Consider the following 21099-nt stretch of genomic DNA (forward strand, 5'->3'; position numbering starts at 1 on the left):
TATGAAACCGAAATCAAAAGCGCCGCCTTGTTCAGGCGGCGCGGCTATTATCTCGGCTGCATTCGAATGGCTCCATCGAGCCTTATGGTTTCGCCGTTCATGTAACTGTTGCGGCAAATTTCAAGCGCAAGGGACGCATACTCCTCAGGCGTTCCCAGGCGTTTCGGAAACGGCACCATGGCGGCGAGCGCATCCTGAACCTTCTGGTCCATGCCCGCCATCATCGGCGTCCAGAAAATGCCGGGCGCAATCGTGTTGACCCGCACGCCAATGCTCATCAGGTCGCGCGCTATCGGCAATGTCATGCCCGCCACGCCCGCTTTCGACGCAGAGTAGGCGGCTTGACCGATCTGGCCGTCAAAGGCGGCGACGGAGGCGGTGTTCACAATAACGCCGCGTTCTCCATCGGCCTGCGGATCGTTCTTTTCCATCTGCGCCGCCACGAGGCGAATGCAGTTGAAAGTCCCGATGAGGTTTATTTCAATAACCCGCTTAAAATTATCGAGTACGTGCGGACCGTTTTTGCCGACGGTTTTCTCGCCAATGGCGATCCCGGCGCAGTTCACAAGGATCGATGGAGACCCGTTTGCTGCGATGGATTTTTCCAGCGCTGCATTGATGCTGTCTTCGTCGCAGACATTGGTCTTGCAAAAAACGCCACCGAGCTCTTGCGCCAGTGCTTCGCCTTTTTCTTCATTTAAATCCCAGAGCGCGACTTTCGCGCCGGCGCCGTTCAGGCCCTCGGCCGTCGCCGCGCCAAGACCGGAGGCGCCGCCCGTTATGATTGCACTCGATCCGGATAGATTCATGAAAACAGGCTCCAGTTTATGCTAACGGCGAAGGCTTCAACCAAGACTAACGGCGCAGGCCGAGTTCCTCGATCAGCTTCTTATAGCGCGCCTCGTCGCCGCGCTTGACGTAATCGAGCAGGCGCCGGCGCTGGGAAACCATCTTCAACAGACCGCGGCGCGAGTGATTGTCTTTTTTATGCTCTTTAAAATGTTCGGTCAGATTCGAAATGCGCTCCGACAGGATTGCAACCTGAACCTCCGGCGAGCCCGTGTCGCCGTCTTTTTGCGCAAATTTTTTGATAAGATCGGCCTTACGGCCAGCCGTAATCGACATAACTTTTCTCCGCGGCGTCCCCTTTAAATGCCGGCCAAGCCGGGACGCCGTCCAGCAAGGTCGGTAGATTTGGGCGGCTTATGAGGGAAAAGCGCATGAATGGCAAGGGGCGCTAATAGTGCTCCTGCGGCGGATTGCGGATAGCGGCGACCCATCCCGCAATGGAAATCGTTCCCCAGGCCAGCTCAAGCGCGAGCACCGGCCAATTGGCGTCCAGATACAATATCGGCACAAGCCCATAAGCGGCGAAAATATTATAAAGCAGGAAGCGCCTGCGCCGCACCGCTCCGGCGGCGAACAGCAAATAACCGCCTGAAAAAAGGCCCGTCGCAGCCCAACCGAGCGCCGCCATGCCGGCTGGAAAATCCGCAAACCCGTATGCGAGACCGCCCGCGCCGAGTATAGCCAGCGGCGTGAGGATCCAGCGTTCGGAAAGACGCATGCTCTCCGGCAAAGCTGTCCCGCTCAGCGCCAGCAGGCTCAAACCCGCCCAGAATACGTTGACCACAACCGCTTGCCACGACGCGATGGCGGCGGAACTGACGACAATGCCGCTCGCGCCGATGAAGTTCAACGCGTAATAGATATTCGGCCGGTAATTGCGGTGCGTGGATAAATAGCCGTGATTACCAAGGTAGATGGCGGTGGAGACCCATCCGACAATCGTCAGCATCATTCAACTATATTGATATGCATGTTTTTAACGCGGAGCTCTTTGCCGACATGCGGCCCGTTTAAAATTACGACAACGCTCTCATCAACCATCGTTTGATACAGCCGATCGGTTTTTGACCCCTCGCTGATACGGCGGCTCCACTGCTTTACTGTTGCGCGCGTGCCCTGCGGCAAGGCGAAATAATCATTCGCGCCCGCATCGCGCCCTACAATCACCGGAAAACCTTCAGCCGCGACCAGCTCTACAATGTCTTCGCGTTGTGCAAAGCCCGTGAATGTCGTCTCGTCTGTATAGGCGAGAACGCCCTCTTCAGAAAGACGCGCATGGCTGGCGTTGAAAGCCTCCAAAAGCGCGCGGCCGCTTTCCGTATTGGGCGCGACGACATGTAACTGCGAGTCAGTCGAACAATCATCGATCGCGCGAACGAGCTGGCGGCGATCCGGAAATTGTTCATCAAGAAACGCGCTCGCCACGGACGCCGTCATCGGAAGCGCGTCTATCTGTCCGTTCAACAGCGCCTCGATAGCTTCCGCTTCAGCAGAAAAAACCTCTTCATTGCGCATCAATGAGTCAAATTCCTCGCCGTAACTATATCCGGCGACACGGCCGAATTGCAGCGTGCTTAAACTTTCATCGCAGGTCGCAAGACTATGAAACCGGCGATTGTAGAAGATAAGCGTTCGAACTTGAAACAGCGGCGCGGAGAAGAGCACTTCTCCTTTCCGGGCTTGCGTTTCGAAATACGGAAAAGACAGCCCGGGCGCGCCGGTCTTCATCAAATGATAGCCATAAGCATATCCGTAATACTGAAATTCAGCTTCCCGCCCCATATCGTCAAGCACCAGGCGCACGACGCGCGCGGCGATACCCGGATCGGCGCCGGTTGTGCGCACATAGGGCGGCCAATCATCCGTATACACCTTAACCGGCGCTTGCGCATGCGCTGAAACGCCAGCCGCGGACGCCGCAACAAACGCCGCGCCAATACAACGAATAAGCCTATTTATTGATTTTCCAGTAGCCATATATTCCAATCAGCAAGATGATGGACAGCGCGCCGCCTAGCAGCATGAAATCAATATCCACTGACGCAACGGCGGACAGGATTCGCGACGGCTGATTATCTGTGTATTCAAGAACCGGACGCGACATGACCTCGCGGCTGTATTCAGTCAGCCCCAGCGAAACATCAATAACCGCAAGAAAGCCGATCACCGCAAGAATGATATCCGTGACCACCGCGCTGCGCTCCCGGCGCGCACCCGAAATCTCGTTAATCCTGGCCGAACAAGCCTCGTTCATACGCGCGCCGTTCTCAATCAAAGCCTCGAAATCCCAGACTTTGACGATTTCGTCGAAGATGCGACGCTTGTTTCTGTTCAGGAAATTCTGCTGCACGCCGTATTGAATACGCAGCATCTGCATTTTCGCGCGGGCGTCCACCAGCATCTTTTCAGCGCGGCGGATGTTTTTCACGAAATATGCGCGCGATATGGTTGCCTGCGTTTGATCGTTCAATGCTTTCTGTGAGGCGTAAAAAAACTGCGCAATCCGCATGGCGGAAAGCAGCATGCGGGTTTTCTCCGGCCTGCCCGTCGCATTCTCAACTATCACGTAGCGGACCCATGTCATGGAATGGTCGGTATCGCCGTTTATCAGCTTTTGCGCATCTTCAGGATGCGCTGTGTGCAAGAGCCATTCTTCGATCAGCGCCTGGCAGGCGGGCTCTTTGCGCTCGGCATCGGAAAACACAAGCGCCCTTGCAATCCAATTGATCCGGGTGGGCCGATCGTCTCTGTGGTCTTGCCGCTCCCTGTATTGAGCCGGGATAGATTTCGCCGCCGACGTCAGCGCTTTTTCCAGTTCGGCGGCATGATCGTCGATAATACGGCGTGTTTCGTCCTTGGCGTAGTCTTCAAGCTTGTGCGGGTCGCGCCCGTTTACGTCGTCAAATTCGATTTGCGCAATCGAGACGCCATTCGGATAAATATGATATCGCGCACGCACGCCGGCTTCTTCCGATTTCGGCCGCCATTCAAACAAGCGCAAATCATATCCGTCCTTCTCCAGATTGTCGTAATCCCCCTCCTCGTCCTCTTGATCGGCTGTAATCAGATCGCGGCGCGTTGTAATCGCCTGCAAAATTTCACGATACATGACTGACCGCGGATCAATGCCGGGTTTCAGGCGCAATGGCGTAAATATCGGTGAAATCGTGACGATGCGCACGCTCGCCGCCCCCTGTTACTTCGACGTCTGGCCATGCATAACACAAAAATTCACGACCTCGAAAGGCCGTGACGAGTTGATTTGATCGCATGAAAGGCGACGCTAAGCGTTTAAAACCCGTGTCGGTTTCAGTTTCAGCCCATCGAGTTCGCAAATCGCTACAGCTTCATCATGCATAACCGCCAGCACGCCTTCCACCGTTCCGGCGCGCTCGCCGCGCACGCCCTTGGCGATCGCGGCAGACACCACCGCCGCCTGCCCGTGGCGCAACCTATCCGCCTGCGGACCGTCTATCGCCGCCTGCGGCATCATGGAAAGCGCATCGATAACCGGCAACAGCGCCCGATCACGTTCCTCTACGCCTTCAAGCGATTCAAGCGCCTCGAGCGTGATGCCGTCCTCCGCCCGAAGGGAGCCAACAGCAAGCCGGCGTAAGGCGCTGACATACCCTTCGGTTCCGAGCGCATGGGCGATGTCGCGGACAAGCGAACGGACATATGCGCCCTTGCCTGTTATCGCTTCAAATACAGTTTCGTCCGCTGACGGCGTATCCACGATACGCAATTCGTAAATCATGACCCGGCGGGGCTCCAACGCCACGGCCTGCCCGTCCCTTGCGAGGTCATATGCGCGTTCGCCGCCCACTTTGATTGCTGAGAACTGGGGCGGCGTTTGCGATATCTCCCCGATAAAATCATTCAACACTGCATCGATTTGTTCGCTGGAAGGGCGCACATCGGAAGTTGCGATAATGTCGCCTTCGGAGTCATCGGTGCTGCGCGCCTCACCCCATCGGGCCGTAAACCGGTAATGTTTTTGCGCCTCCATGACAAAAGACGCCGTTTTTGTCGCTTCACCGAACGCAATTGGCAAAACGCCTGTCGCCAACGGATCCAGCGTACCTGCATGCCCCGCCTTTTGCGCCTGAAACAGCCACTTTGCTTTAGAGACCGCTTCGGTTGATCCGAAATCATAAGCTTTATCAATAATCAGCCAGCCCGAAATCGGCCGGCCTTTTTTGCGCCGTCTGCCCATCAAGGGCGCTCCTTTTTTACTGTTGATCGCAAGCCGGCGCCCCGGTTCGAACGGTGCGGCGGCGGATTGGGGTTCAAACAGGTCTGACGGCTGAGGTCAAGGCAGCACGCTCTCGTCCCGTGGCGGACCCGGCCTCTTACAACGGCGCATCAAGCACAGCGTTGAGCCGGTCCCGAACGCTGTCGAGGCCGCCGCGGTCCGTACAGATAATGTTGTAATCATGAACGCCGAGCCCTTCTGCAAAAAACAGGAAGCTGTTCATCCACCAGGCGTCGCTGACGAATTCCACCGCTCGCTTGGGGCTCCAGTAAATCATATTATACGCCGCCGATCCGTGATCGTACAAAATCGTTTCAGCGTAGCGGGCTGCGTTCAGGTAGTCTTCAAGACGTGTCTCGCCAGTTCGCAATACGACGCCGCCGCGTTCCTTGATGACCTCTTCAATCATCAGATTGGGGTGCGTTCGCGTTGCAACCTCGGACGTCTCGCCATAACGCGAAAGATAGAGAAGCGATCCGGATTGAGGCGTCACCGGCTCCACATTCAACAGTTTCCTGAGCGCCATTACATCTTTGGCGCGCCAATAGCGAATGTAGCGCTGTAACCGCACAACCGTCGCATTACGGATGCGTATTGGCGCGTCGATATCCACAAATTGCAACCCGGTCCGCTCCGCATCGCGGCGCACATAAGCTTTTTTGGCCATTGACCGGGGCAGAAAGACCGGCGCGGAAATCTCAGGCAGCAGCGACAGCGGCGATAAATATTCCGACGTCCAGTCGCCGAACGTATCAGTATGTTCTGACTGAATGAAGTAGCCTTCATCGACTTCGCGCACCGGCGCATGCGCGCCTGCGAGCATGCGCAGGCCCGGTTTGCCGGCTGAATATTTCTCAAAAAGCCGTCCGTCTTTCCAGCCCGCGCCTTCCGGCGTGACGATGAGGTTTTCAACTTTTTCGGCGGCAGGCCTCGGCTGCTTATAAACAAGACGAAACTGGTGATGCGCATCGCCGGCTTTACGGGGAATATCGCCCTTGAACGGGACGGCGCCGTGCTGCTCGACCGCATTCTCTTCCTCCGAGAGCGGCTGATACAATTTCAACAGCGACGACGCGCCGCGCCAGACAGAGGAAATCCGGTCGCGCATCTGGACAAGCGGAACCTGAAACTTCGCGTGACGAAAAATAGCGTTCATTCGACCCGATCTGTAAATGTGAATATTATCTTTGCAAAGGCGGCGCCTTAAAGCCAGCGGCAATAGCTGGCCGGAGACGATCGCATTTGGAATGTTCCGGATTTCAGGATTTCAAATCGCGGGCCACTTCCGGACGAGCGAGCAATTCATCGATTCTTTGCGCCTCTTCGAATGTTTCGTCGCTTACGAATTTGAGCGCCGGGGTAAATTTCAGCTCAATTTTCTTCCCCAATACGCCCCGCAGGTAAGACGCAACCCGGTTAAGCGCCGCGATCGTTTCGGCTTGCGCTTCGCCGCCCAAGGGCGCCGCGTAAACGCTCGCCTGTTTCAAATCGGGCGATACGCGCACTTCGCTCACTGTGATAGATACGCCGTCAAGCGCAGGATCGCGCAAGGGCTCGCGCTGCAAAATCTCAACAAGCGCATGACGAATAAGCTCCCCAGCGCGTAGCTGACGCTGGGAAGGGCCTTTTTTACTGGAAAACCGGTTTGCCATAGCTGCTCAAGATAGGCGCGGGCGATGAGGGAGAAAACCCTTGCGCCGAATAATACTCGTCAGATTAAGCCTTCCACGGCCGCGGGTCGCGGTCGATCAGCCCCATAATGACGGAATCGCGCACGCCGATATGGGTTTTCCAGGCGGCGCGCAACAGCCCTTCCTGCCGGAAGCCAAGCCGCTCGAACAGCCGGAGCGAGGGCGTATTGTCCGGATCAATATCAGCGTAAATCCGCCGGGCGTCATGATTTTCAAAGGCGATATCGAGCGCCTGCGCGAGGCCGGCATGGGCGAGACCGCGCCCGCGCGCCTCGGGGCAGACCATGATCCCGGTTTCGAAAACCGCAGGGCCGCGCGGTATCAATGTGATGCGCCCCAGCGCCGCGCCGTCTTCACGCTCGACAATCGCCCAGGTCGTGTCTTCGGTTCCCTCGTTCCATGTTTTTAGATTGGAAACAGTTTCCGCAACCGATGCGAAAGCCGGTCCCGTCATGTACCGGCAGCTTTCCTCATCGCCGAAAATGGCGTGCAAGTCGGGGCCGTCGCGGTCAGGGTCGAGAAGGCGGAGCATGGTTATCCGTCATCTTATCGGAGGCAACACCGACCTAACAAAGCTTTCCCTTTCACTCTTGTTACTACAACTTATGTACCAATCGGGATCCAGATCTCTCGACCCAAAGATGATCCTTTTGCTGGCGACAACAACATCGCCAGATTTGGTATCTTTTATGATTGTTTTGTTCTCCACGTGCCGAAAATCGCCAACATCGATATTAAACTCTCTAGATTCTGAAACCGTATATTTAGACGAGAATGTAGAAATTTTTGCTAGTGCAAAACATTTATTCACCGGCGGCCGTGTCGCGCGGCGACGTTCTTCATCATTGAGATTATTGATGTATCGATTATAGGTGGCACAAGCAGGATCACCGATATCAGACAAATAGATTTTATACTTTCCAGCGCTCAAAGACGCCGTCGGCACACTTCGCAGCGGCGTAAATTCAACTTCAACGTAATGATATCCGCCTTCTGCAAGCGGACGGGCGCAACGATGTAAACGCCGACACGCACGGTCGTCTGCATAACCGGCAACACTGGCGATAACGCCTTCAACTGGCGGCGCAATTTTGTCGCAATACTCAGCCACTTCTGTCGCAACAGCTGGAAACTTCAGCCCCGTCAAAGTCTCAAAGGCACGCTGTTTTTCCTGTGAATAGGTAATATTTTCCTTGGATCGTTCTTTATCACCACCCAAACCGGTTGGCGGCGCTCCTGAGGTTGTCGCAGCGCACCCCGACAGCATTGAAGCAAAGGCAAGTAAGCCAACAAAACGACTTTGCATAATCCCTCCCGTTTCCACGGAAAGGGAGACTAGAGAGTCCGCGTCACTTTCTCAACGCGGAAGCATTCGATAACGTCGCCGACTTTCATATCCTCGTAGTTGGCGAAGCTCATACCGCATTCCTGGCCGCCGGGCACTTCCTGCACATCGTCCTTGAAGCGCTTGAGCTGGGAGAGCTCGCCTTCGTGAATGACGACGTCGTCGCGGATAAGGCGCACCTTCGCGCCGCGCTCCACCTTGCCCTCGGTGACGCGGCAGCCGGCGACCTTGCCGTGCTTGGAAATCGAGAAGACCTCGAGAATTTCCGCGTTGCCGAGGAAGGTCTCGCGCAATTCGGGTTCCAGCATGCCTGACAACACACCCTTCAAGTCGTCGAGGAGATCGTAGATCACCGAATAATAGCGGATTTCGACGCCGGAACGCTCGGCCTCATCGCGCGCCTGCTTGTTGGCGCGCACGTTGAACCCGATGACCGGGGCGGAGGACGCCTCGGCCAGGATGACATCGCTCTCGGAAATGCCGCCGACGCCCGTATGTAGGACGCGCACGCGCACTTCTTCCGTACTCATCTTATCCAGCGAACTGACGATCGCCTCAATGGAGCCCTGCACGTCGCCCTTGATGACGATAGGCAATTCCTTGATTTCCGAATCCTGCAACTGCGCCATCATCTGTTCCAGCGATGTGCCGGAGGATTTCGCGGCCGCTTTTTCACGGCGCTGGCGCTGACGGAATTCAGCAATCTCTCTCGCACGCGCTTCCGACGCAACCACATTAAATTTGTCGCCGGGTTCAGGCACGCCGTTGAGGCCCAGAACCTCAACCGGGTAGGCGGGGCCGGCCTCCTTGACCTGCTGCCCCTTGTCGTCGGACATGGCGCGCACCTTGCCCCATTCGGCGCCGACAACAATAACATCGCCGCGCTTCAGCGTGCCGCGCTCCACCAGCATGGTCGCCACCGCGCCCCGGCCTTTATCGAGGCGCGCCTCGACAACGGCGCCGTCGGCGGCCCGGTCGGGATTTGCTTTCAGCTCGAGAAGCTCGGACTGCAACAGGATCGCTTCCTGAAGTCCGTCGAGATTCATCTTCTTCAGCGCCGAGACCTCAACATCCTGCACGTCGCCGCCCATGCTTTCGACCTGAATTTCATATTGCAGCAGATCGGTGCGGACTTTGTTGGGGTCGGCGTCCGGTTTGTCGACCTTGTTGATGGCGACGATAATCGGCACGCCAGCCGCCTTGGCGTGGCTGATCGCTTCTTCGGTTTGCGGCATGATGGAATCGTCCGCCGCCACCACCAGAATGATGATGTCGGTTACGCTGGCGCCCCGTGCGCGCATCTGTGTGAACGCGGCGTGGCCTGGCGTATCGAGGAATGTGATCTTACGGTCGTCGCCCAGCGTCACCTGATAAGCGCCGATATGCTGCGTGATGCCGCCAGCTTCGCCGGCGACCACGTCGGTCTGGCGCAGCGCGTCCAGCAGCGAGGTTTTGCCGTGATCGACATGCCCCATGATCGTGACGACCGGCGGGCGCGGCTTTTTATCCGCATCGTTGTCCGAATCGCCTTCGAGGCCTTCTTCCACGTCGGCTTCCGCAACCCGTTTCACACTGTGACCAAGATCTTCAGCGACAAGCTGCGCCGTATCAGCGTCCAGAACGGCGTTGGCCGTCACCATCTGCCCCTGCTTCATCAGTTCTTTGACAAGGTCCACCGCGCGCATGGACATCCGCGCCGCCAACTCCTGCACCGTGATGGTCTCGGGAATTGTCACGTCACGGACGACCCGTCCGCTATCGGATGCGCGCTGCTGGCGCGCCTGCTTTTCACGTTCGCGCGCACGTTTGACTGACGCCAGAGAACGCTGGCGCTCTTCGTCGTCCAGCGCATTGGCGATGGTGAGCTTGCCGGACCGCCGGCGCGGCGTTTCCTTCGTCTTGCTGGTGTCGCGGCGATCATCGCCGCCCGCGCCCTTTCGGCGCGTTTTAAGACGGCCGCCAAGCTGTGCGAGCGGGTTGGCCGGATCGGCGTCTTCCTTGCGCTCGTCTTCAGCTTCTTTACCCTTGGCGCGCGCATCGGCCTTCGCGGCGTTGCGTTTTTTACGCTCACGCTCTTCCTCTTCCAATGCCTCACGCGCTTCTTCTTCAGCCTTGCGCCGCGCCTCGGCTTCCTTGCTGCGGCGGGTTTCTTCTTCGGCCTGGCGCTTGCGATCTTCCTCAAGGCGGGCGCGCTCTTCAGCTTCGCGCTCTTCGCGTTCAGCACGCTCGGCCGCTTCGCGTTTTTCGCGTTCGGCTTTTTCCTTGCGAGACTTGGCGAGCGCGGAAGCCCGCGCCTGTTTTTCATCATCGGAAAGCGTTCTGAGAACCGCGCCCTGTTTTTTATCGCCGCTTTCTTCCGGCGCCGGGGTTTCTTTCGCTTTTGTTGACGGCTTTACGGTCGGCCGCGCCGATTTCTTTTCAGGCGCTTCTTTCTGTTTCGGCTCGGCTTTAGCTTCTTCGCCGGTTTTAGGCGTAAGGACACGACGCCGTTTCGTTTCCACGACAACGGTTTTCGAGCGTCCATGCGAAAAGCTCTGCTTGACCGCGCCCTTCTCCGTACGTCGGAGCGTCAGCGGCCGGCGGGGCGATTTCGATTTCGTTTCAGTTTCGACGTCGTCGCTCATCAAATCTCCAAATGCGCCCTTTCAAAGACGCTTCATCATGGCCCCATGCGCACCTTAAACGCGCGCCTGAAGCCGCCATCGACATACAGCCCCGGAGGGCGCGGGTCCACACCGAACCCCTTACCTTTTCCGGCGTTTCAGCCGGTTTTCGCGAAGCTGCGCCCCGCGGTTTTTCTGTCGTCCGTCGAAGCGCTGCGAAAACCGTTCACCCGTCGCGCCTCTCTCAGAAACTTTTCCGCCGGGCGGCCTTTTTTCAGCACCGCGTGAACCGCGGGCGCATCACGCCCCAACGCCGCAGAAAGCTCGTCTGCGGAAAAAATCTCGACCGCCTCAACGTCCAGCGCGAGCCCGGCGAGCTTACGCTTGCCGTCCGCGCCGGCGTCCGCCGCGTGAACCAGCGCCGCCGCATCGCCGCTCTTGAGGACAGCCCGGACTTTCTCAAACCCGAGCGCCACATCACCCGCCTTTCGCGCCAGCCCAAGCGCTGAAAGCGCCGTTTTGGCCAGCCCCGCCTCAACCCGCGCCGGCAGGTCATCCGGCGCCGGCGCCGGCGCCTTGAACGAGCGCGCGAAAGCGCCCCGTTTCAACGCCGCATCAAGCGCCGAGCGCGTCGGCGTCAGCCATGCGCCGCGCCCGGGCAGCTTGCCGGAAAAATCCGGGGCAAGCGCGCCGTCAGGCGCGAGCACGAAACGCAAACCGGCGCCTGGCGACAAAGCATCGCCAGTCGCCACGCAGCGGCGCGCGGAAAGTTGCGTTTTAGACGCTTTCTTCAGCCGCCGCCTCCTCGTTTTCCTGTTCTTCTTCAGCAGCGCGCATGGCGTCGAGGTCTTCCTGCGTGACCCATCCCGCCTTGACGCGCGCGCGCATAATCAGATCTTCGGCTTCATCCGGCGCAATTTTGTAGCCTTCAAGAATGCCGTCATAGTGCTTGCGCTCGCCATCGACCCGTTCGGTCCATCCGGTCAGGTCGTCCGTGGCGCAGCCCGCGAGGTCTTCCAGCGACTTCACGTCGTTTTCGCCAAGGGTGACGATCATCTTGAGATCAAGACCGTCCAGTTCGGTAATGTCGTCTGCAACGCCAAGCTCCTTGCGTTTTTCGTCGAGTTTCTTGTTTTCTTCCTCGATAAAATCTTTTGCGCGCGCCTGCAGCTCTTCGGCAGTTTCCTCGTCAAGCCCGTCAATTTCCATGAGCTCTTCGATTTCAACGAAAGCAATCTCTTCGATTGTCGCAAAACCTTCCGACACCAGAAGGCCCGCCATCATGTCGTCAACGTCAAGACCGGTCATGAACAGTTCCGATCGTACACGGAACTCTTCCTGCCGCTTCGCGCTTTCTTCCTCTTCGGTCATGATGTCGATTTCATAACCGGAAAGCTGAGACGCGAGCCGAACATTCTGGCCGCGTCGACCGATAGCGAGCGACAATTGCTCGTCCGGCACGACAACCTCGATACGCTGCAATTCTTCATCGAGAACAACTTTTGTCACTTCGGCAGGCGCCAGCGCGTTCACGACAAATGTCGCGTCATTCTCGTTCCACGGCACAATGTCGATTTTCTCGCCGCCAAGCTCGTTGACCACCGCCTGGACGCGGCTGCCGCGCATGCCCACGCACGCGCCGACCGGGTCAATGCCGCTGTCATTGGAAAACACGCCAATTTTTGCGCGGCTGCCGGGGTCTCTCGCAACGGCTTTGATCTCAATGACGCCGTCATAAACTTCCGGCACTTCCTGCTCGAACAATTTCGCCATGAATTGCGGATGCGAGCGCGACAGGAATATCTGCGGCCCCCGCGCTTCGCGGCGCACATCCATGATATAGGCGCGCACGCGATCGCCGTTTCTATAATTTTCCCGCGGCAATTGCTGATCGCGGCGGACAATCGCCTCAGCCTTGCCAAGGTCCACAATAACGTGGCCGTATTCAACGCGCTTAATGATGCCATTAATGATCTCGCCGACGCGATCTTTGAAATCTTCATACTGACGGTCGCGCTCGGCTTCGCGAACCTTTTGCGTGATAACCTGCTTCGCGCCCATAGCAGCCTGACGGCCGAAATCGATCGGGGGCAGCGGCTCAGACATGAAGTCGCCGACTTCCGCTTCAGGATTACGGTGACGCGCATCCTGCACCAGAATTTGCGTCTGGTCGTTTTCGATTTCATCGACCACTTCAAAAAGGCGCCACAGCCTCGTCTCGCCGGTCTTCGGATTGATTTCCGCGCGGACCAGCGTTTCATGACCGTATCGGGTGCGCGCAGCGCGGGCGAGCGCGTCTTCCATCGCCTCAATGACCAGCGATTTGTCGATTGATTTCTCGCGCGCGACAGCGTCCGCGATCTGGATCAGCTCAAGCTTGTTGGCGCTGACTGCGGTCATCGAAGGGTCTCCATCATCTTTCGTCTCCTTAAGCGGGCGGGTTTTGTTTTTCCGCCTTCATGGTTTCGCGCAATAAATCATCCGTCAGGATGAGTTGCGCACTTGCGATCCATTCCATTGGAAAGAGCGCCGTTTCGTCTTCGCCTTCGATATCGAAAGCAATTTTTCCTTCATCGAGCCCGGCAAGCACGCCCTTGAAGCGTTTGCGGCCTTCCACAAGGCGATTCAGCTCCAGCTTCGCCGGCCAGCCCCGCCATTCCTCAAAGTCTTTCTCCCGCACCAGCGGCCTGTCGATGCCGGGCGAGGACACTTCAAGATTATAGCGGCCATCAATCGGATCGGCCTCTTCGAGCACGGGAGACAAAGCACGCGACAGCCGCGCGCAATCTTCCGCACTCATCGTCCTGTCTGCCCGTTCGGCCATAACCTGCAGCGTTTTGGTTCTGCCGCCGGTGACGCGCACGCGCACCAGTTCGAACCCGGCGGCGTCGACAACCGGTGCAATCAATTCGGCAAGGCGCGTTTCGTGCGTCAAAAGCGGCTCCAATGAGCGCTGCCCGGAACGAAAAAGCGGGCCCCGCGGGGCCCGCTTATCAAATCCGATAGCGTTTGATGCGGTATATAGGGCGCCGGAACGCTTTTGTCAGCCCCCAATCCGAAGGGTTTTTTTGCAAACAACGACAAGGCTTTCCGAAAACAACTAGCCTCGAAGCCAAGCGCTGCGGCAAAAATCTTGATTTCCGCCGCCCCTGGAGGTCGCGGGGTATGACGGATGGGCGCAAAGACTGGAAAAACGCCGGATGTCTTCGCGCGACTAGCCCGATTTCACTAGCCCCAAGCGCTGGAGGCTGATGGAGGACCGGCCGGCGGTTTCGCGACAGTCCGGGTTCGTCAAGCTGATTAATTACGCCGTCTGGCGCTATGGATTTTACCGCCATGATGGGCCAAGATCATCGTCAAGCATGGTGTTTAGGGGTCCGTAGCTTACAAAAGGGGTCGCGTCGTGGGTCGTTTGCTTGCATTTTTACTGGGTGTCGCCGGCGCCGTTCTGGGCTCTCAGGGCCCGGGTTTTACGCTTCAATATATGCAAAACCTTCAGGGACGCCTTGATGAGTTAAAGCCCATTGTTGAGCAATTCGACGAAAACATCGCTGCTTACGGGTATACGCGCGAGCAAGCGATCGGCGAGTGCCGCACAGCGGCCGGTCTTCTCGATGCGTTATGCAAAACCTATGTTTCAGCCGTGCAGCGTTATGAAGTGCTTGTGGCGCACAAGGCCGATCTTGACGCCGCCAGCACTACGGTGCGCCCTCTCGTGCTCGCACGCACCCAGATGAATGACATTACACAATCCGTTTACGAACAGTTTGAACCGGCGGTTCCTGTAACGACAAACGGGCTTATCTACGCCGGCGGCGGATTTGCGGTTCTGTGGGGCGGCGCGTCATTTATTTTCGGATTGCTCGGCGCACTCGGCGGCGGGCGAAGACGCTACGCTTAGAGCTTTTTCGAAAGCGCTTCAAAATCCCATATCTTTTCATCCGCCAGATGGCTGGGGCGCACGTTCTGCAATGCGCGAAACATCACCTCCCGGCGGCCGGGCGCGCGCGCTTCCCAATCGTCAAGCATCCGCTTCATGACTTCGCGCTGCAACCCTTCCTGACTGCCGCAGAGATTGCAGGGTATAATCGGAAATCTGAGCGCGGCGGCGAATTTTGCAATGTCCTCTTCTGCGCAAAGGATAAGCGGGCGCAAAACAAACAAATCGCCTTCGTCATTGACGAGCTTCGGCGGCATCGCCGCCATACGTCCGCCATGGAAAAGGTTCATCATGAATGTTTCGAGCGCGTCGTCGCGGTGATGGCCGAGCACGACAGCATCGCAGCCCTCCTCGCGCGCGACACGATAAAGAATTCCACGCCTCAGCCGCGAACATAACGAACAGTAGGTTTTATTCTCAGGCACCTTGTCGGTGACGATGGAGTAGGTGTCTTCAGTGATAATCCGATAATTAACGCGCAGGCTTTCCAGATAATCCGGCAGAATATGCTTGGGGAAACCGGGCTGGCCCTGATCCAGATTGCACGCGACGAGTTCCGCCTTCAGCGCGCCTTGCCATTTCAGGTCCAGCAACGCCGTCAGGAGGGTGTAGCTGTCTTTGCCGCCGGAAAGACAGACAAGCCATTTTTGCGCAGATCCGTCCGCCCGTACCCCGTCCATACCATATCGGCGCACGGCGTCCTGCGTTTGGCGCAATAATCGTTTGCGCAATTTCTTGAACGAGACCGAAGAAGGCGCATCGGCGTAAACGCGCGGCAACGTGCGCGAAGCGTCAGTTCGGGATTTGAGATCGGCGCCGTTTGCCACGTTCAATCTCCATGGGTTCAGCCATGGATCAAGCATGGGCGGCGGCAAATGTCACGGGTTCAAATTGCGCGGGAACGCAAAAAGCCGGCGACGAGTTTGAAGTTCGTCGCCAGCCGAATCGGTTGCCGTTTGTTGATTCAACAAGCAGTTTTTTACCTTTTATGATGCTTTCTTGTTCTTATCGTCCTTAAAAGCATCTTTGACGTCGCCAGCCGCCTTGCGGACTTTGCCTTCCGCCTTGTCGGCTTCGCCTTCGCCTTTCAACTTGTCGTTTCCCGTAAGTTCGCCGGCGGCTTTCTTTGCGCGGCCTTCGGCTTCCTTGCCGGCGCCTTTTGCATGTTCTTTATCCATTGAGTGCTCCTATACAAGCTACTTAAAGGAAACACGCCGCGCGGAGATTCGTTCTCCGGTTGAAAATTAATTCTTCAGTTTTTCACATGGGCGTCCAGAAACTCCAGAAACGCAGGCCAGTCTTCCTTGACGATCCCGTGCGTGCCCGGCCGGATCCAGAAGGCGATGTCCGCCGACGGCGTCCAATGGTCCAGCCGTTCCTGCGCAAGTCCGCGCCGGCCGTGTAACTCATAAACGGGATCGGCGCCCATGGCCGCGCGGAACGCGCCGTTCGGGTCGGACCAGACGTCCCGCCGGGCATTGCCCAGCAACATTGGCCGCGGCGCGATCAGGGCCAGCAAATGATGCTGGTCCACGCTCATAGCATTTTGATTTCCGGCGAATTCAGCATACCGGCCGGCGAACCAGTGGGGATAGCTATCCGTGATCTCCTTGACGCTTTCGCCCTTTTTCCGGCTGTTCAAAGAGGCGCCGCCCGTGCCGGACTGATGCGCAATGACAGCGTCAATACGATCATCAAAGGCAGCGGCCAGCAAGGCCGACTTTCCATACCGGGAATGCCCCCAAACCACATAAACGCCGCCTGATCCGCCGCCCCGCCCTTCCAGCGCATCGATCATCAGCGAATAGCCCCACGCCCAGGCCGCAATGGCTCCCCAGCGCTGACGATCCGGCGTCAGCCCCGCTGACAGATCAGCCAGCACGGAGAGGCCTTCCTCGCGCTCGTCGGGAACATATTCACTCGGAAATATCGTGGCGATAGCGTAGCCGCGCGCCAGAATTTCCTCGATTGGCGGCGTCGCGATATATCGCCCGAATACATAATTCATGACGCCGGTCAGGACGCCGCCGCCGTCACAGCCTTCCGCCTGATCCGGACGCTGAACGGAAGCATGCGGAATTGTATCCCAGCGCGGGCAAAAAGTTTGCATCAAGATGACTGGGGCATTCGGCGCGTCTCGCGGCGTCACCACATTCATATAGAAAGCGTTGGTTGTCGCGCGCTCGCCGTTAAAACTTACGTCTGCCTGCAGCGTATATTCTGACAAGCGACCGGCGCCTGAGAATGCCGCCTCGTCCAGCACTTCGTAGCTGTTTACACTCAGCGCATAATCATCCGGCATGGCGCCATAGATTTCCTGCTGCAGCGCCTGACGGATCGCCGACGCGCGCGCTTGCCATGACTGCAACGCAGCCTCGCGATTCCTGTCGTCTATGCCTGCCATTACGGGAGGCGACGCTACGGGGCCGGCTGGCTTCAAGTCCGTCCACGCCAGCGTGAGTTTGGCGCAGCCGGTGAGCGCCATGAGGGCGGCAAGCCCGCACAATAATGGTTTCAGGAAAGCAAATCGCATTTGCGCAGTTGGCCTGCGTGTGCGCCAGAGCGCAAGTCAAAACCCCGTAAGCCGGCCAGACGCTGCGCCGCGCGATCAATCAGGTTCGTCTGAAAATCAGATAGGCCGGTGCGCGTCCTTCGCGCACCGCCTTCGCCTCATATCGCGTCTGCGGCCAGTCTGCAGGCCGGTTTTTCCAGTCGCCGGCGTATTCTGCCGTCCATTCAAACTCAGCGGCGTTTCTTGCATGCATCAGCGTCCAGCGGATGTAATCGCGGATATCGGACGCCACGCGGAAAGTTCCGCCCGGCCGGATCAGGCGCGCAGCCTCCTGAAAAAACCACGGCGATATCATCCGCCGTTTGTGGTGGCGTTTTTTGGGCCACGGATCGGGATGGAGCACGTAAATTCGCGACAAGGACGCATCTGGCAGCGCCTCGATCAACGGCCGCGCATCACCAAAATGAATGCGCACATTATCGAGAGTTTGATCGTCAATGGCGCTGAGTAATTTCCCCACGCCGTTCACGAACGGCTCTGCGCCTATAAAACCGGCTTTGGGTTGCTGCGCCGCCTGCCAGGCGAGATGTTCACCGCCGCCAAAACCCACCTCCAGTTGAAACTCCTCCGCTTGCGGATAAAGTTCCTGCAGATCAATTTTTCCAGCGCCGGGATCAGGAACCGATATTTTCGGCAATAATGTTTCCATGAGCCGCGCCTGTCGCGGCTTCAGCGGCTTATCCTGCTGACGGCCGTAAAGCCGGGGGATATATTTCGCATCACGCATCGCCCGCGGACATATCCGATGGCGATGCGCGCCTCAACCGGACTGGACTATCTATCGCGGCGCGCGCGAGAAAGTGTTGTTATTGAACTGCCGCCAGCCATCCGGGGTATGGACCCAGTCCGTCACCTCAATATCGCCATCCGCGGTTAATGTGTATCGGGTCCGCCCCTGTTTGCCGCCCTCGACGCCCCAATGCGACAGAACCCCCTTTTCATCAATCTCCGCACGAATGGAGTATAAAGCCCCTGAATTGTCGGCCCAGAACGCGTTCCATTCATTTTCATCGGACGCCCTATAATAGGCGACGCCTTCAAAGGTCGCGGCGCTCTCATCTCTTGGCATGTCAATCCGGTAGGACAACTTGACGAACTTTCCGTCCAATGTGGTTTCCCAGATCATTTTCGACTGAGCGGGACCGCCAAACGCGTCGCCGTCAGAAACCCAGACGCCGGTAAAGGCTTCAAACACATCCGCCCGTTCAGCGCGCGCTGGTAAGCCCAGCAGCAAAAAGCAGCACACAGCTATTCCTATTCGCATTATATACCTCTCATTTTCTGCCTAACGTCGTCTTCCTGATGACGTATGGACTTTTATAATTTCGACAGACAATTACGAGTTTTCCGTCTGCATCGTGAATAGAGCGGCGGCCTATCCAATAATTCATGCGCGCGCTGATGGTAAATCATGAATAAACCCGCAACAAAAATAGGCTTTTTCGTGATTGCAGTTGTCGGCGCGCCACATCATGACTATTGGAAGTGCGAAGCTTAGAAATTTTCACATGCCCAAGACGTCGAAACGAACGGAAAAAATCCAGATATCTCTGGCTCCTGAAGAGATCGAACAGATCGACAAGTGGCAGTTCGATAATCGGATGCCGACCCGCGCCGCTGCAATACGCGAATTGATCGGCCGGTCAATCAACACAGAAGCCACGATGTCCGAGGCGCGAGTGACATCACGTGAAATCGGCGTGCTGGAATCAAAAGTGACGCGCGAAGGGCCGCCCTCATTTACTATCGCCGACGCACGCTCTCCCGATATGCCGCTAATATACGTATCGCCCGGATTTACGGATCTTTGCGAGTATGCAAACAAGGAAGTCGTCGGTAAGAACTGCCGGTTTCTGCAGGGCGCCAAAACGGACCCGGATACAACCGCGAAAATCCGTAAAGCGCTTGACGCGGGCGAACCGATCGAAACCGAATTGGTCAATTACAGAAAAAGCGGCAGCGCTTATCGGCTAAAACTTAATATTGAGCCGATCTTCAGAAAAGACGAAAAATCGCCAATCCTTTTTGTTGGCGTGCAGACTTTAATCGGCGACCTTTAAATCCTACGCACCCGCCGCTTTCTTGAGCTCTTCCACAAGATTGGTTTTTTCCCAGGAAAATCCGCCATCCGCTTCAGGATCTCTGCCGAAATGGCCGTAAGCGGCAGTGCGGGCGTAAATCGGTTTGTTCAGATCGAGCGCGCGCCGGATGCCGGACGGCGACAAGTCCATGACCTCGCGGATCGCCGTCTCGACAGTTTCTTCCTCCACGCGGCCAGTTCCATGCAGATCCACATAAACAGACAATGGCGAGGCGACGCCGATTGCGTAGGAAAGCTGAATTGTGCAGCGATCGGCCAGTTCCGCCGCAACCACATTTTTCGCGAGATAACGCGCTGCATATGCGGCGGAGCGGTCAACCTTGGTCGTATCCTTGCCTGAAAAGGCCCCGCCGCCGTGCGGCGCGGCGCCGCCATAAGTATCGACGATAATTTTCCGGCCCGTCAGGCCGGCGTCGCCGTCAGGCCCGCCGATTACGAATTTGCCGGTGGGATTAACGTGCCAGACGCAGTCTTCGGCAATGGCGAGCTCGCTGACGGAGCGGCGAATATAGGGCTCCACGATCTCGCGCACTTTCGCTGAGTTCCAGTTGGAGTCGAGATGCTGCGTGGACAGAACGATGGACACAATTTCCACCGCTTCGCCGTTCCGATAACGCACCGTAACCTGGCTTTTTGCATCGGGACCCAAAAGCCCCGCGTCGCCGTTTTTTGCATGCCGGGCGGCGGCCAGGTCCTGTAGAATTTTATGGCTGTAATATATCGGCGCCGGCATCAATTTGGGCGTTTCCCTGCAGGCATAGCCGAACATGATGCCCTGGTCGCCGGCCCCTTCAGCGTTGGCGTCAGACGCCTTGTCGACGCCTTGCGCTATATCTGCGGACTGCCCGTGGAGCAGGACATCAATATCGGCCGTCTCCCAGTGAAAACCGTCCTGCTCATAACCAATCGATTTGATTGCATCGCGCGCCGCGGCAATGAATTTTTCCGGATTAACGCCGCCAGCGCCGTCCATCAGGTTTTCCGGGGCCCGCACCTCGCCGGCGATAACCACCTTGTTCGTTGTCGTCAGCGTTTCACATGCCGTACGCACATCCCACGGATTCATCCCCGCTGTTTGCGCCTCGCGATACATGAGATCGACAATTTCGTCGGAGATGCGGTCACAGACCTTGTCCGGGTGACCTTCAGAAACGCTCTCGCTGGTGAATAGATAAGACTGGCGCGCCATAGAACCGTTCGACCTCTAAAAGGGATATAAAGAAATGTTTATATGAGCGCCTATACCCAAGACGCCCGCCCGTGTCCAACGCTATGATGGCGCGCCGCCCCCGGTCACGCGGATTTGCCCGCCCCTTCAGTTTCAGCAATGGACTTCACCAGATCAAGGACCCGTTTTTTCACATCCGGATCTTTGATCGAGGCGAAATACCGGCACAACTGGACGCCTTCCGGCGACTGTATCAGTTCCATGAACGGGTCTTCGTTTTCCGTCTCGGCGAAACCGCCTGCGTAGTGGGGCTCCGGCCCGTAACCGTCATAAAAAAACTGGATAGGCACTTCCAGTTCCTGCCCCAATTCGTAGAGCTTGCTGGCGCTGATACGATTGGCGCCTTTTTCATATTTTTGAATTTGCTGAAAGGTCAGCTCCATCGCCTTGCCAAGTTTTTCCTGGCTTAGGCCCATCGCCATACGGCGCAGTTTCACGCGCTGCCCCACATACACATCCACAGGATGCGGATTGTCTTTGCCGGACGCCGCTTTCTGCTTCGCCATCATACCCGC

Annotated in this window: 23 protein-coding genes; 2 read left to right on the top strand and 21 right to left on the bottom strand. The window is 57.3% G+C overall.

Features of this window, described 5'->3' with window-relative positions; all coding sequences use genetic code 11:
* Positions 1-47: 47 nt before the first annotated feature.
* The 14 genes from ACQK2Q_RS14110 to rimP all read right to left on the bottom strand — a co-directional run bounded on the left by ACQK2Q_RS14110 (position 48) and on the right by rimP (position 13678).
* Complete coding sequence (locus ACQK2Q_RS14110; RefSeq protein WP_425410382.1) at positions 48-809, bottom strand: 3-hydroxyacyl-CoA dehydrogenase; 762 nt, start codon at positions 807-809, stop codon at positions 48-50.
* A 46-nt stretch (positions 810-855) separates the two neighbouring features.
* Positions 856-1194, bottom strand: coding sequence for a 30S ribosomal protein S15 (gene rpsO / locus ACQK2Q_RS14115; RefSeq protein WP_425411169.1), 339 nt, complete (start codon positions 1192-1194; stop codon positions 856-858).
* A gap of 43 nt (positions 1195-1237) precedes the next feature.
* Entirely contained in the window at positions 1238-1801 is a 564-nt protein-coding gene (locus tag ACQK2Q_RS14120; protein ID WP_425410383.1) for a CBU_0592 family membrane protein, read from the bottom strand.
* Positions 1798-2721, bottom strand: a complete 924-nt coding sequence (locus ACQK2Q_RS14125) for a substrate-binding periplasmic protein (RefSeq protein ID WP_425410384.1) — start codon at positions 2719-2721, stop codon at positions 1798-1800. Before ACQK2Q_RS14125 ends, ACQK2Q_RS14120 begins: the two co-directional genes overlap by 4 nt.
* A 79-nt stretch (positions 2722-2800) precedes the next feature.
* A complete protein-coding gene (locus ACQK2Q_RS14130) occupies positions 2801-4030 on the bottom strand; it encodes a hypothetical protein (RefSeq protein ID WP_425410385.1) in 1230 nt (409 codons plus the stop codon).
* A gap of 102 nt (positions 4031-4132) precedes the next feature.
* Entirely contained in the window at positions 4133-5065 is a 933-nt protein-coding gene (truB, locus tag ACQK2Q_RS14135; protein WP_425410386.1) for a tRNA pseudouridine(55) synthase TruB, read from the bottom strand.
* A gap of 136 nt (positions 5066-5201) precedes the next feature.
* Positions 5202-6260: a glycosyltransferase 61 family protein gene (locus ACQK2Q_RS14140; RefSeq protein ID WP_425410387.1), complete on the bottom strand. Its 1059-nt coding sequence runs from the start codon at positions 6258-6260 to the stop codon at positions 5202-5204.
* A gap of 103 nt (positions 6261-6363) precedes the next feature.
* Complete coding sequence (rbfA, locus tag ACQK2Q_RS14145; protein ID WP_425410388.1) at positions 6364-6756, bottom strand: 30S ribosome-binding factor RbfA; 393 nt, start codon at positions 6754-6756, stop codon at positions 6364-6366.
* Between the two features lie 64 nt (positions 6757-6820).
* Positions 6821-7327, bottom strand: coding sequence for a GNAT family N-acetyltransferase (locus tag ACQK2Q_RS14150; protein WP_425410389.1), 507 nt, complete (start codon positions 7325-7327; stop codon positions 6821-6823).
* A gap of 9 nt (positions 7328-7336) precedes the next feature.
* Complete coding sequence (locus ACQK2Q_RS14155; RefSeq protein WP_425410390.1) at positions 7337-8101, bottom strand: hypothetical protein; 765 nt, start codon at positions 8099-8101, stop codon at positions 7337-7339.
* A 29-nt stretch (positions 8102-8130) separates the two neighbouring features.
* Complete coding sequence (gene infB, locus ACQK2Q_RS14160; RefSeq protein WP_425410391.1) at positions 8131-10764, bottom strand: translation initiation factor IF-2; 2634 nt, start codon at positions 10762-10764, stop codon at positions 8131-8133.
* Between the two features lie 137 nt (positions 10765-10901).
* Complete coding sequence (locus tag ACQK2Q_RS14165) at positions 10902-11495, bottom strand: DUF448 domain-containing protein (protein ID WP_425410392.1); 594 nt, start codon at positions 11493-11495, stop codon at positions 10902-10904.
* Positions 11496-11520: 25 nt separating this feature from the next.
* Positions 11521-13143: a transcription termination factor NusA gene (gene nusA, locus ACQK2Q_RS14170; protein WP_425410393.1), complete on the bottom strand. Its 1623-nt coding sequence runs from the start codon at positions 13141-13143 to the stop codon at positions 11521-11523.
* A gap of 28 nt (positions 13144-13171) precedes the next feature.
* The gene (rimP, locus tag ACQK2Q_RS14175; protein WP_425410394.1) at positions 13172-13678 is read right to left on the bottom strand and encodes a ribosome maturation factor RimP; all 507 of its coding nucleotides are present in this window, start codon (positions 13676-13678) and stop codon (positions 13172-13174) included.
* A gap of 468 nt (positions 13679-14146) precedes the next feature.
* Between rimP and ACQK2Q_RS14180 the strand changes: the two genes are divergently transcribed.
* A complete protein-coding gene (locus ACQK2Q_RS14180; protein ID WP_425410395.1) occupies positions 14147-14644 on the top strand; it encodes a DUF2937 family protein in 498 nt (165 codons plus the stop codon).
* Here ACQK2Q_RS14180 and ttcA read toward each other — a convergent pair.
* The 5 genes from ttcA to ACQK2Q_RS14205 all read right to left on the bottom strand — a co-directional run bounded on the left by ttcA (position 14641) and on the right by ACQK2Q_RS14205 (position 18519).
* Positions 14641-15516, bottom strand: coding sequence for a tRNA 2-thiocytidine(32) synthetase TtcA (gene ttcA / locus ACQK2Q_RS14185; protein ID WP_425410396.1), 876 nt, complete (start codon positions 15514-15516; stop codon positions 14641-14643). The two genes, ACQK2Q_RS14180 and ttcA, sit on opposite strands and share 4 nt — an antisense overlap.
* Positions 15517-15669: 153 nt before the next feature.
* Positions 15670-15861 (bottom strand): CsbD family protein, encoded by a 192-nt coding sequence (locus ACQK2Q_RS14190; protein WP_425410397.1) that lies wholly within the window; start codon positions 15859-15861, stop codon positions 15670-15672.
* 74 nt (positions 15862-15935) lie between these two features.
* Positions 15936-17216 carry an alpha/beta hydrolase gene (locus ACQK2Q_RS14195; protein WP_425410398.1) on the bottom strand — a complete coding sequence of 427 codons (1281 nt, stop codon included), beginning with the start codon at positions 17214-17216 and terminating at the stop codon, positions 15936-15938.
* Between the two features lie 79 nt (positions 17217-17295).
* Positions 17296-17982: a tRNA (guanosine(46)-N7)-methyltransferase TrmB gene (trmB, locus tag ACQK2Q_RS14200; protein WP_425410399.1), complete on the bottom strand. Its 687-nt coding sequence runs from the start codon at positions 17980-17982 to the stop codon at positions 17296-17298.
* A 51-nt stretch (positions 17983-18033) separates the two neighbouring features.
* Positions 18034-18519, bottom strand: coding sequence for a hypothetical protein (locus ACQK2Q_RS14205; protein ID WP_425410400.1), 486 nt, complete (start codon positions 18517-18519; stop codon positions 18034-18036).
* Positions 18520-18763: 244 nt separating this feature from the next.
* Here ACQK2Q_RS14205 and ACQK2Q_RS14210 point away from each other — a divergent pair, with 244 nt between their 5' ends.
* A complete protein-coding gene (locus ACQK2Q_RS14210; RefSeq protein ID WP_425410401.1) occupies positions 18764-19315 on the top strand; it encodes a PAS domain-containing protein in 552 nt (183 codons plus the stop codon).
* A 3-nt stretch (positions 19316-19318) separates the two neighbouring features.
* Here the strand turns inward: ACQK2Q_RS14210 and metK are convergent, their stop codons facing one another.
* Together metK and ACQK2Q_RS14220 are read right to left on the bottom strand one after the other, a co-directional pair.
* Entirely contained in the window at positions 19319-20545 is a 1227-nt protein-coding gene (gene metK, locus ACQK2Q_RS14215) for a methionine adenosyltransferase (protein ID WP_425410402.1), read from the bottom strand.
* A gap of 104 nt (positions 20546-20649) precedes the next feature.
* Positions 20650-21090, bottom strand: a complete 441-nt coding sequence (locus tag ACQK2Q_RS14220) for a helix-turn-helix domain-containing protein (RefSeq protein WP_425410403.1) — start codon at positions 21088-21090, stop codon at positions 20650-20652.
* Positions 21091-21099: the final 9 nt, after the last annotated feature.

Origin of the sequence: Hyphococcus sp. (genome assembly GCF_965228385.1) — a bacterium.
Taxonomy (GTDB): domain Bacteria; phylum Pseudomonadota; class Alphaproteobacteria; order Caulobacterales; family Parvularculaceae; genus Hyphococcus.

Bases quoted from the DNA above. Each gene is read 5' to 3' on its own strand.
- nusA (WP_425410393.1), bottom strand. From the start codon at position 13,143: ATGACCGCAGTCAGCGCCAACAAGCTTGAGCTGATCCAGATCGCGGAC.
- ACQK2Q_RS14110 (WP_425410382.1), bottom strand. From the start codon at position 809: ATGAATCTATCCGGATCGAGTGCAATCATAACGGGCGGCGCCTCCGGT.
- ACQK2Q_RS14190 (WP_425410397.1), bottom strand. From the start codon at position 15,861: ATGGATAAAGAACATGCAAAAGGCGCCGGCAAGGAAGCCGAAGGCCGC.
- trmB (WP_425410399.1), bottom strand. From the start codon at position 17,982: ATGCGTGATGCGAAATATATCCCCCGGCTTTACGGCCGTCAGCAGGAT.
- rbfA (WP_425410388.1), bottom strand. From the start codon at position 6,756: ATGGCAAACCGGTTTTCCAGTAAAAAAGGCCCTTCCCAGCGTCAGCTA.
- ACQK2Q_RS14150 (WP_425410389.1), bottom strand. From the start codon at position 7,327: ATGCTCCGCCTTCTCGACCCTGACCGCGACGGCCCCGACTTGCACGCC.
- ACQK2Q_RS14140 (WP_425410387.1), bottom strand. From the start codon at position 6,260: ATGAACGCTATTTTTCGTCACGCGAAGTTTCAGGTTCCGCTTGTCCAG.
- ACQK2Q_RS14155 (WP_425410390.1), bottom strand. From the start codon at position 8,101: ATGCAAAGTCGTTTTGTTGGCTTACTTGCCTTTGCTTCAATGCTGTCG.
- ACQK2Q_RS14210 (WP_425410401.1), top strand. From the start codon at position 18,764: ATGCCCAAGACGTCGAAACGAACGGAAAAAATCCAGATATCTCTGGCT.
- infB (WP_425410391.1), bottom strand. From the start codon at position 10,764: ATGAGCGACGACGTCGAAACTGAAACGAAATCGAAATCGCCCCGCCGG.
- ACQK2Q_RS14220 (WP_425410403.1), bottom strand. From the start codon at position 21,090: ATGGCGAAGCAGAAAGCGGCGTCCGGCAAAGACAATCCGCATCCTGTG.
- ACQK2Q_RS14120 (WP_425410383.1), bottom strand. From the start codon at position 1,801: ATGATGCTGACGATTGTCGGATGGGTCTCCACCGCCATCTACCTTGGT.
- ACQK2Q_RS14195 (WP_425410398.1), bottom strand. From the start codon at position 17,216: ATGCGATTTGCTTTCCTGAAACCATTATTGTGCGGGCTTGCCGCCCTC.
- ACQK2Q_RS14205 (WP_425410400.1), bottom strand. From the start codon at position 18,519: ATGCGAATAGGAATAGCTGTGTGCTGCTTTTTGCTGCTGGGCTTACCA.
- truB (WP_425410386.1), bottom strand. From the start codon at position 5,065: ATGGGCAGACGGCGCAAAAAAGGCCGGCCGATTTCGGGCTGGCTGATT.
- metK (WP_425410402.1), bottom strand. From the start codon at position 20,545: ATGGCGCGCCAGTCTTATCTATTCACCAGCGAGAGCGTTTCTGAAGGT.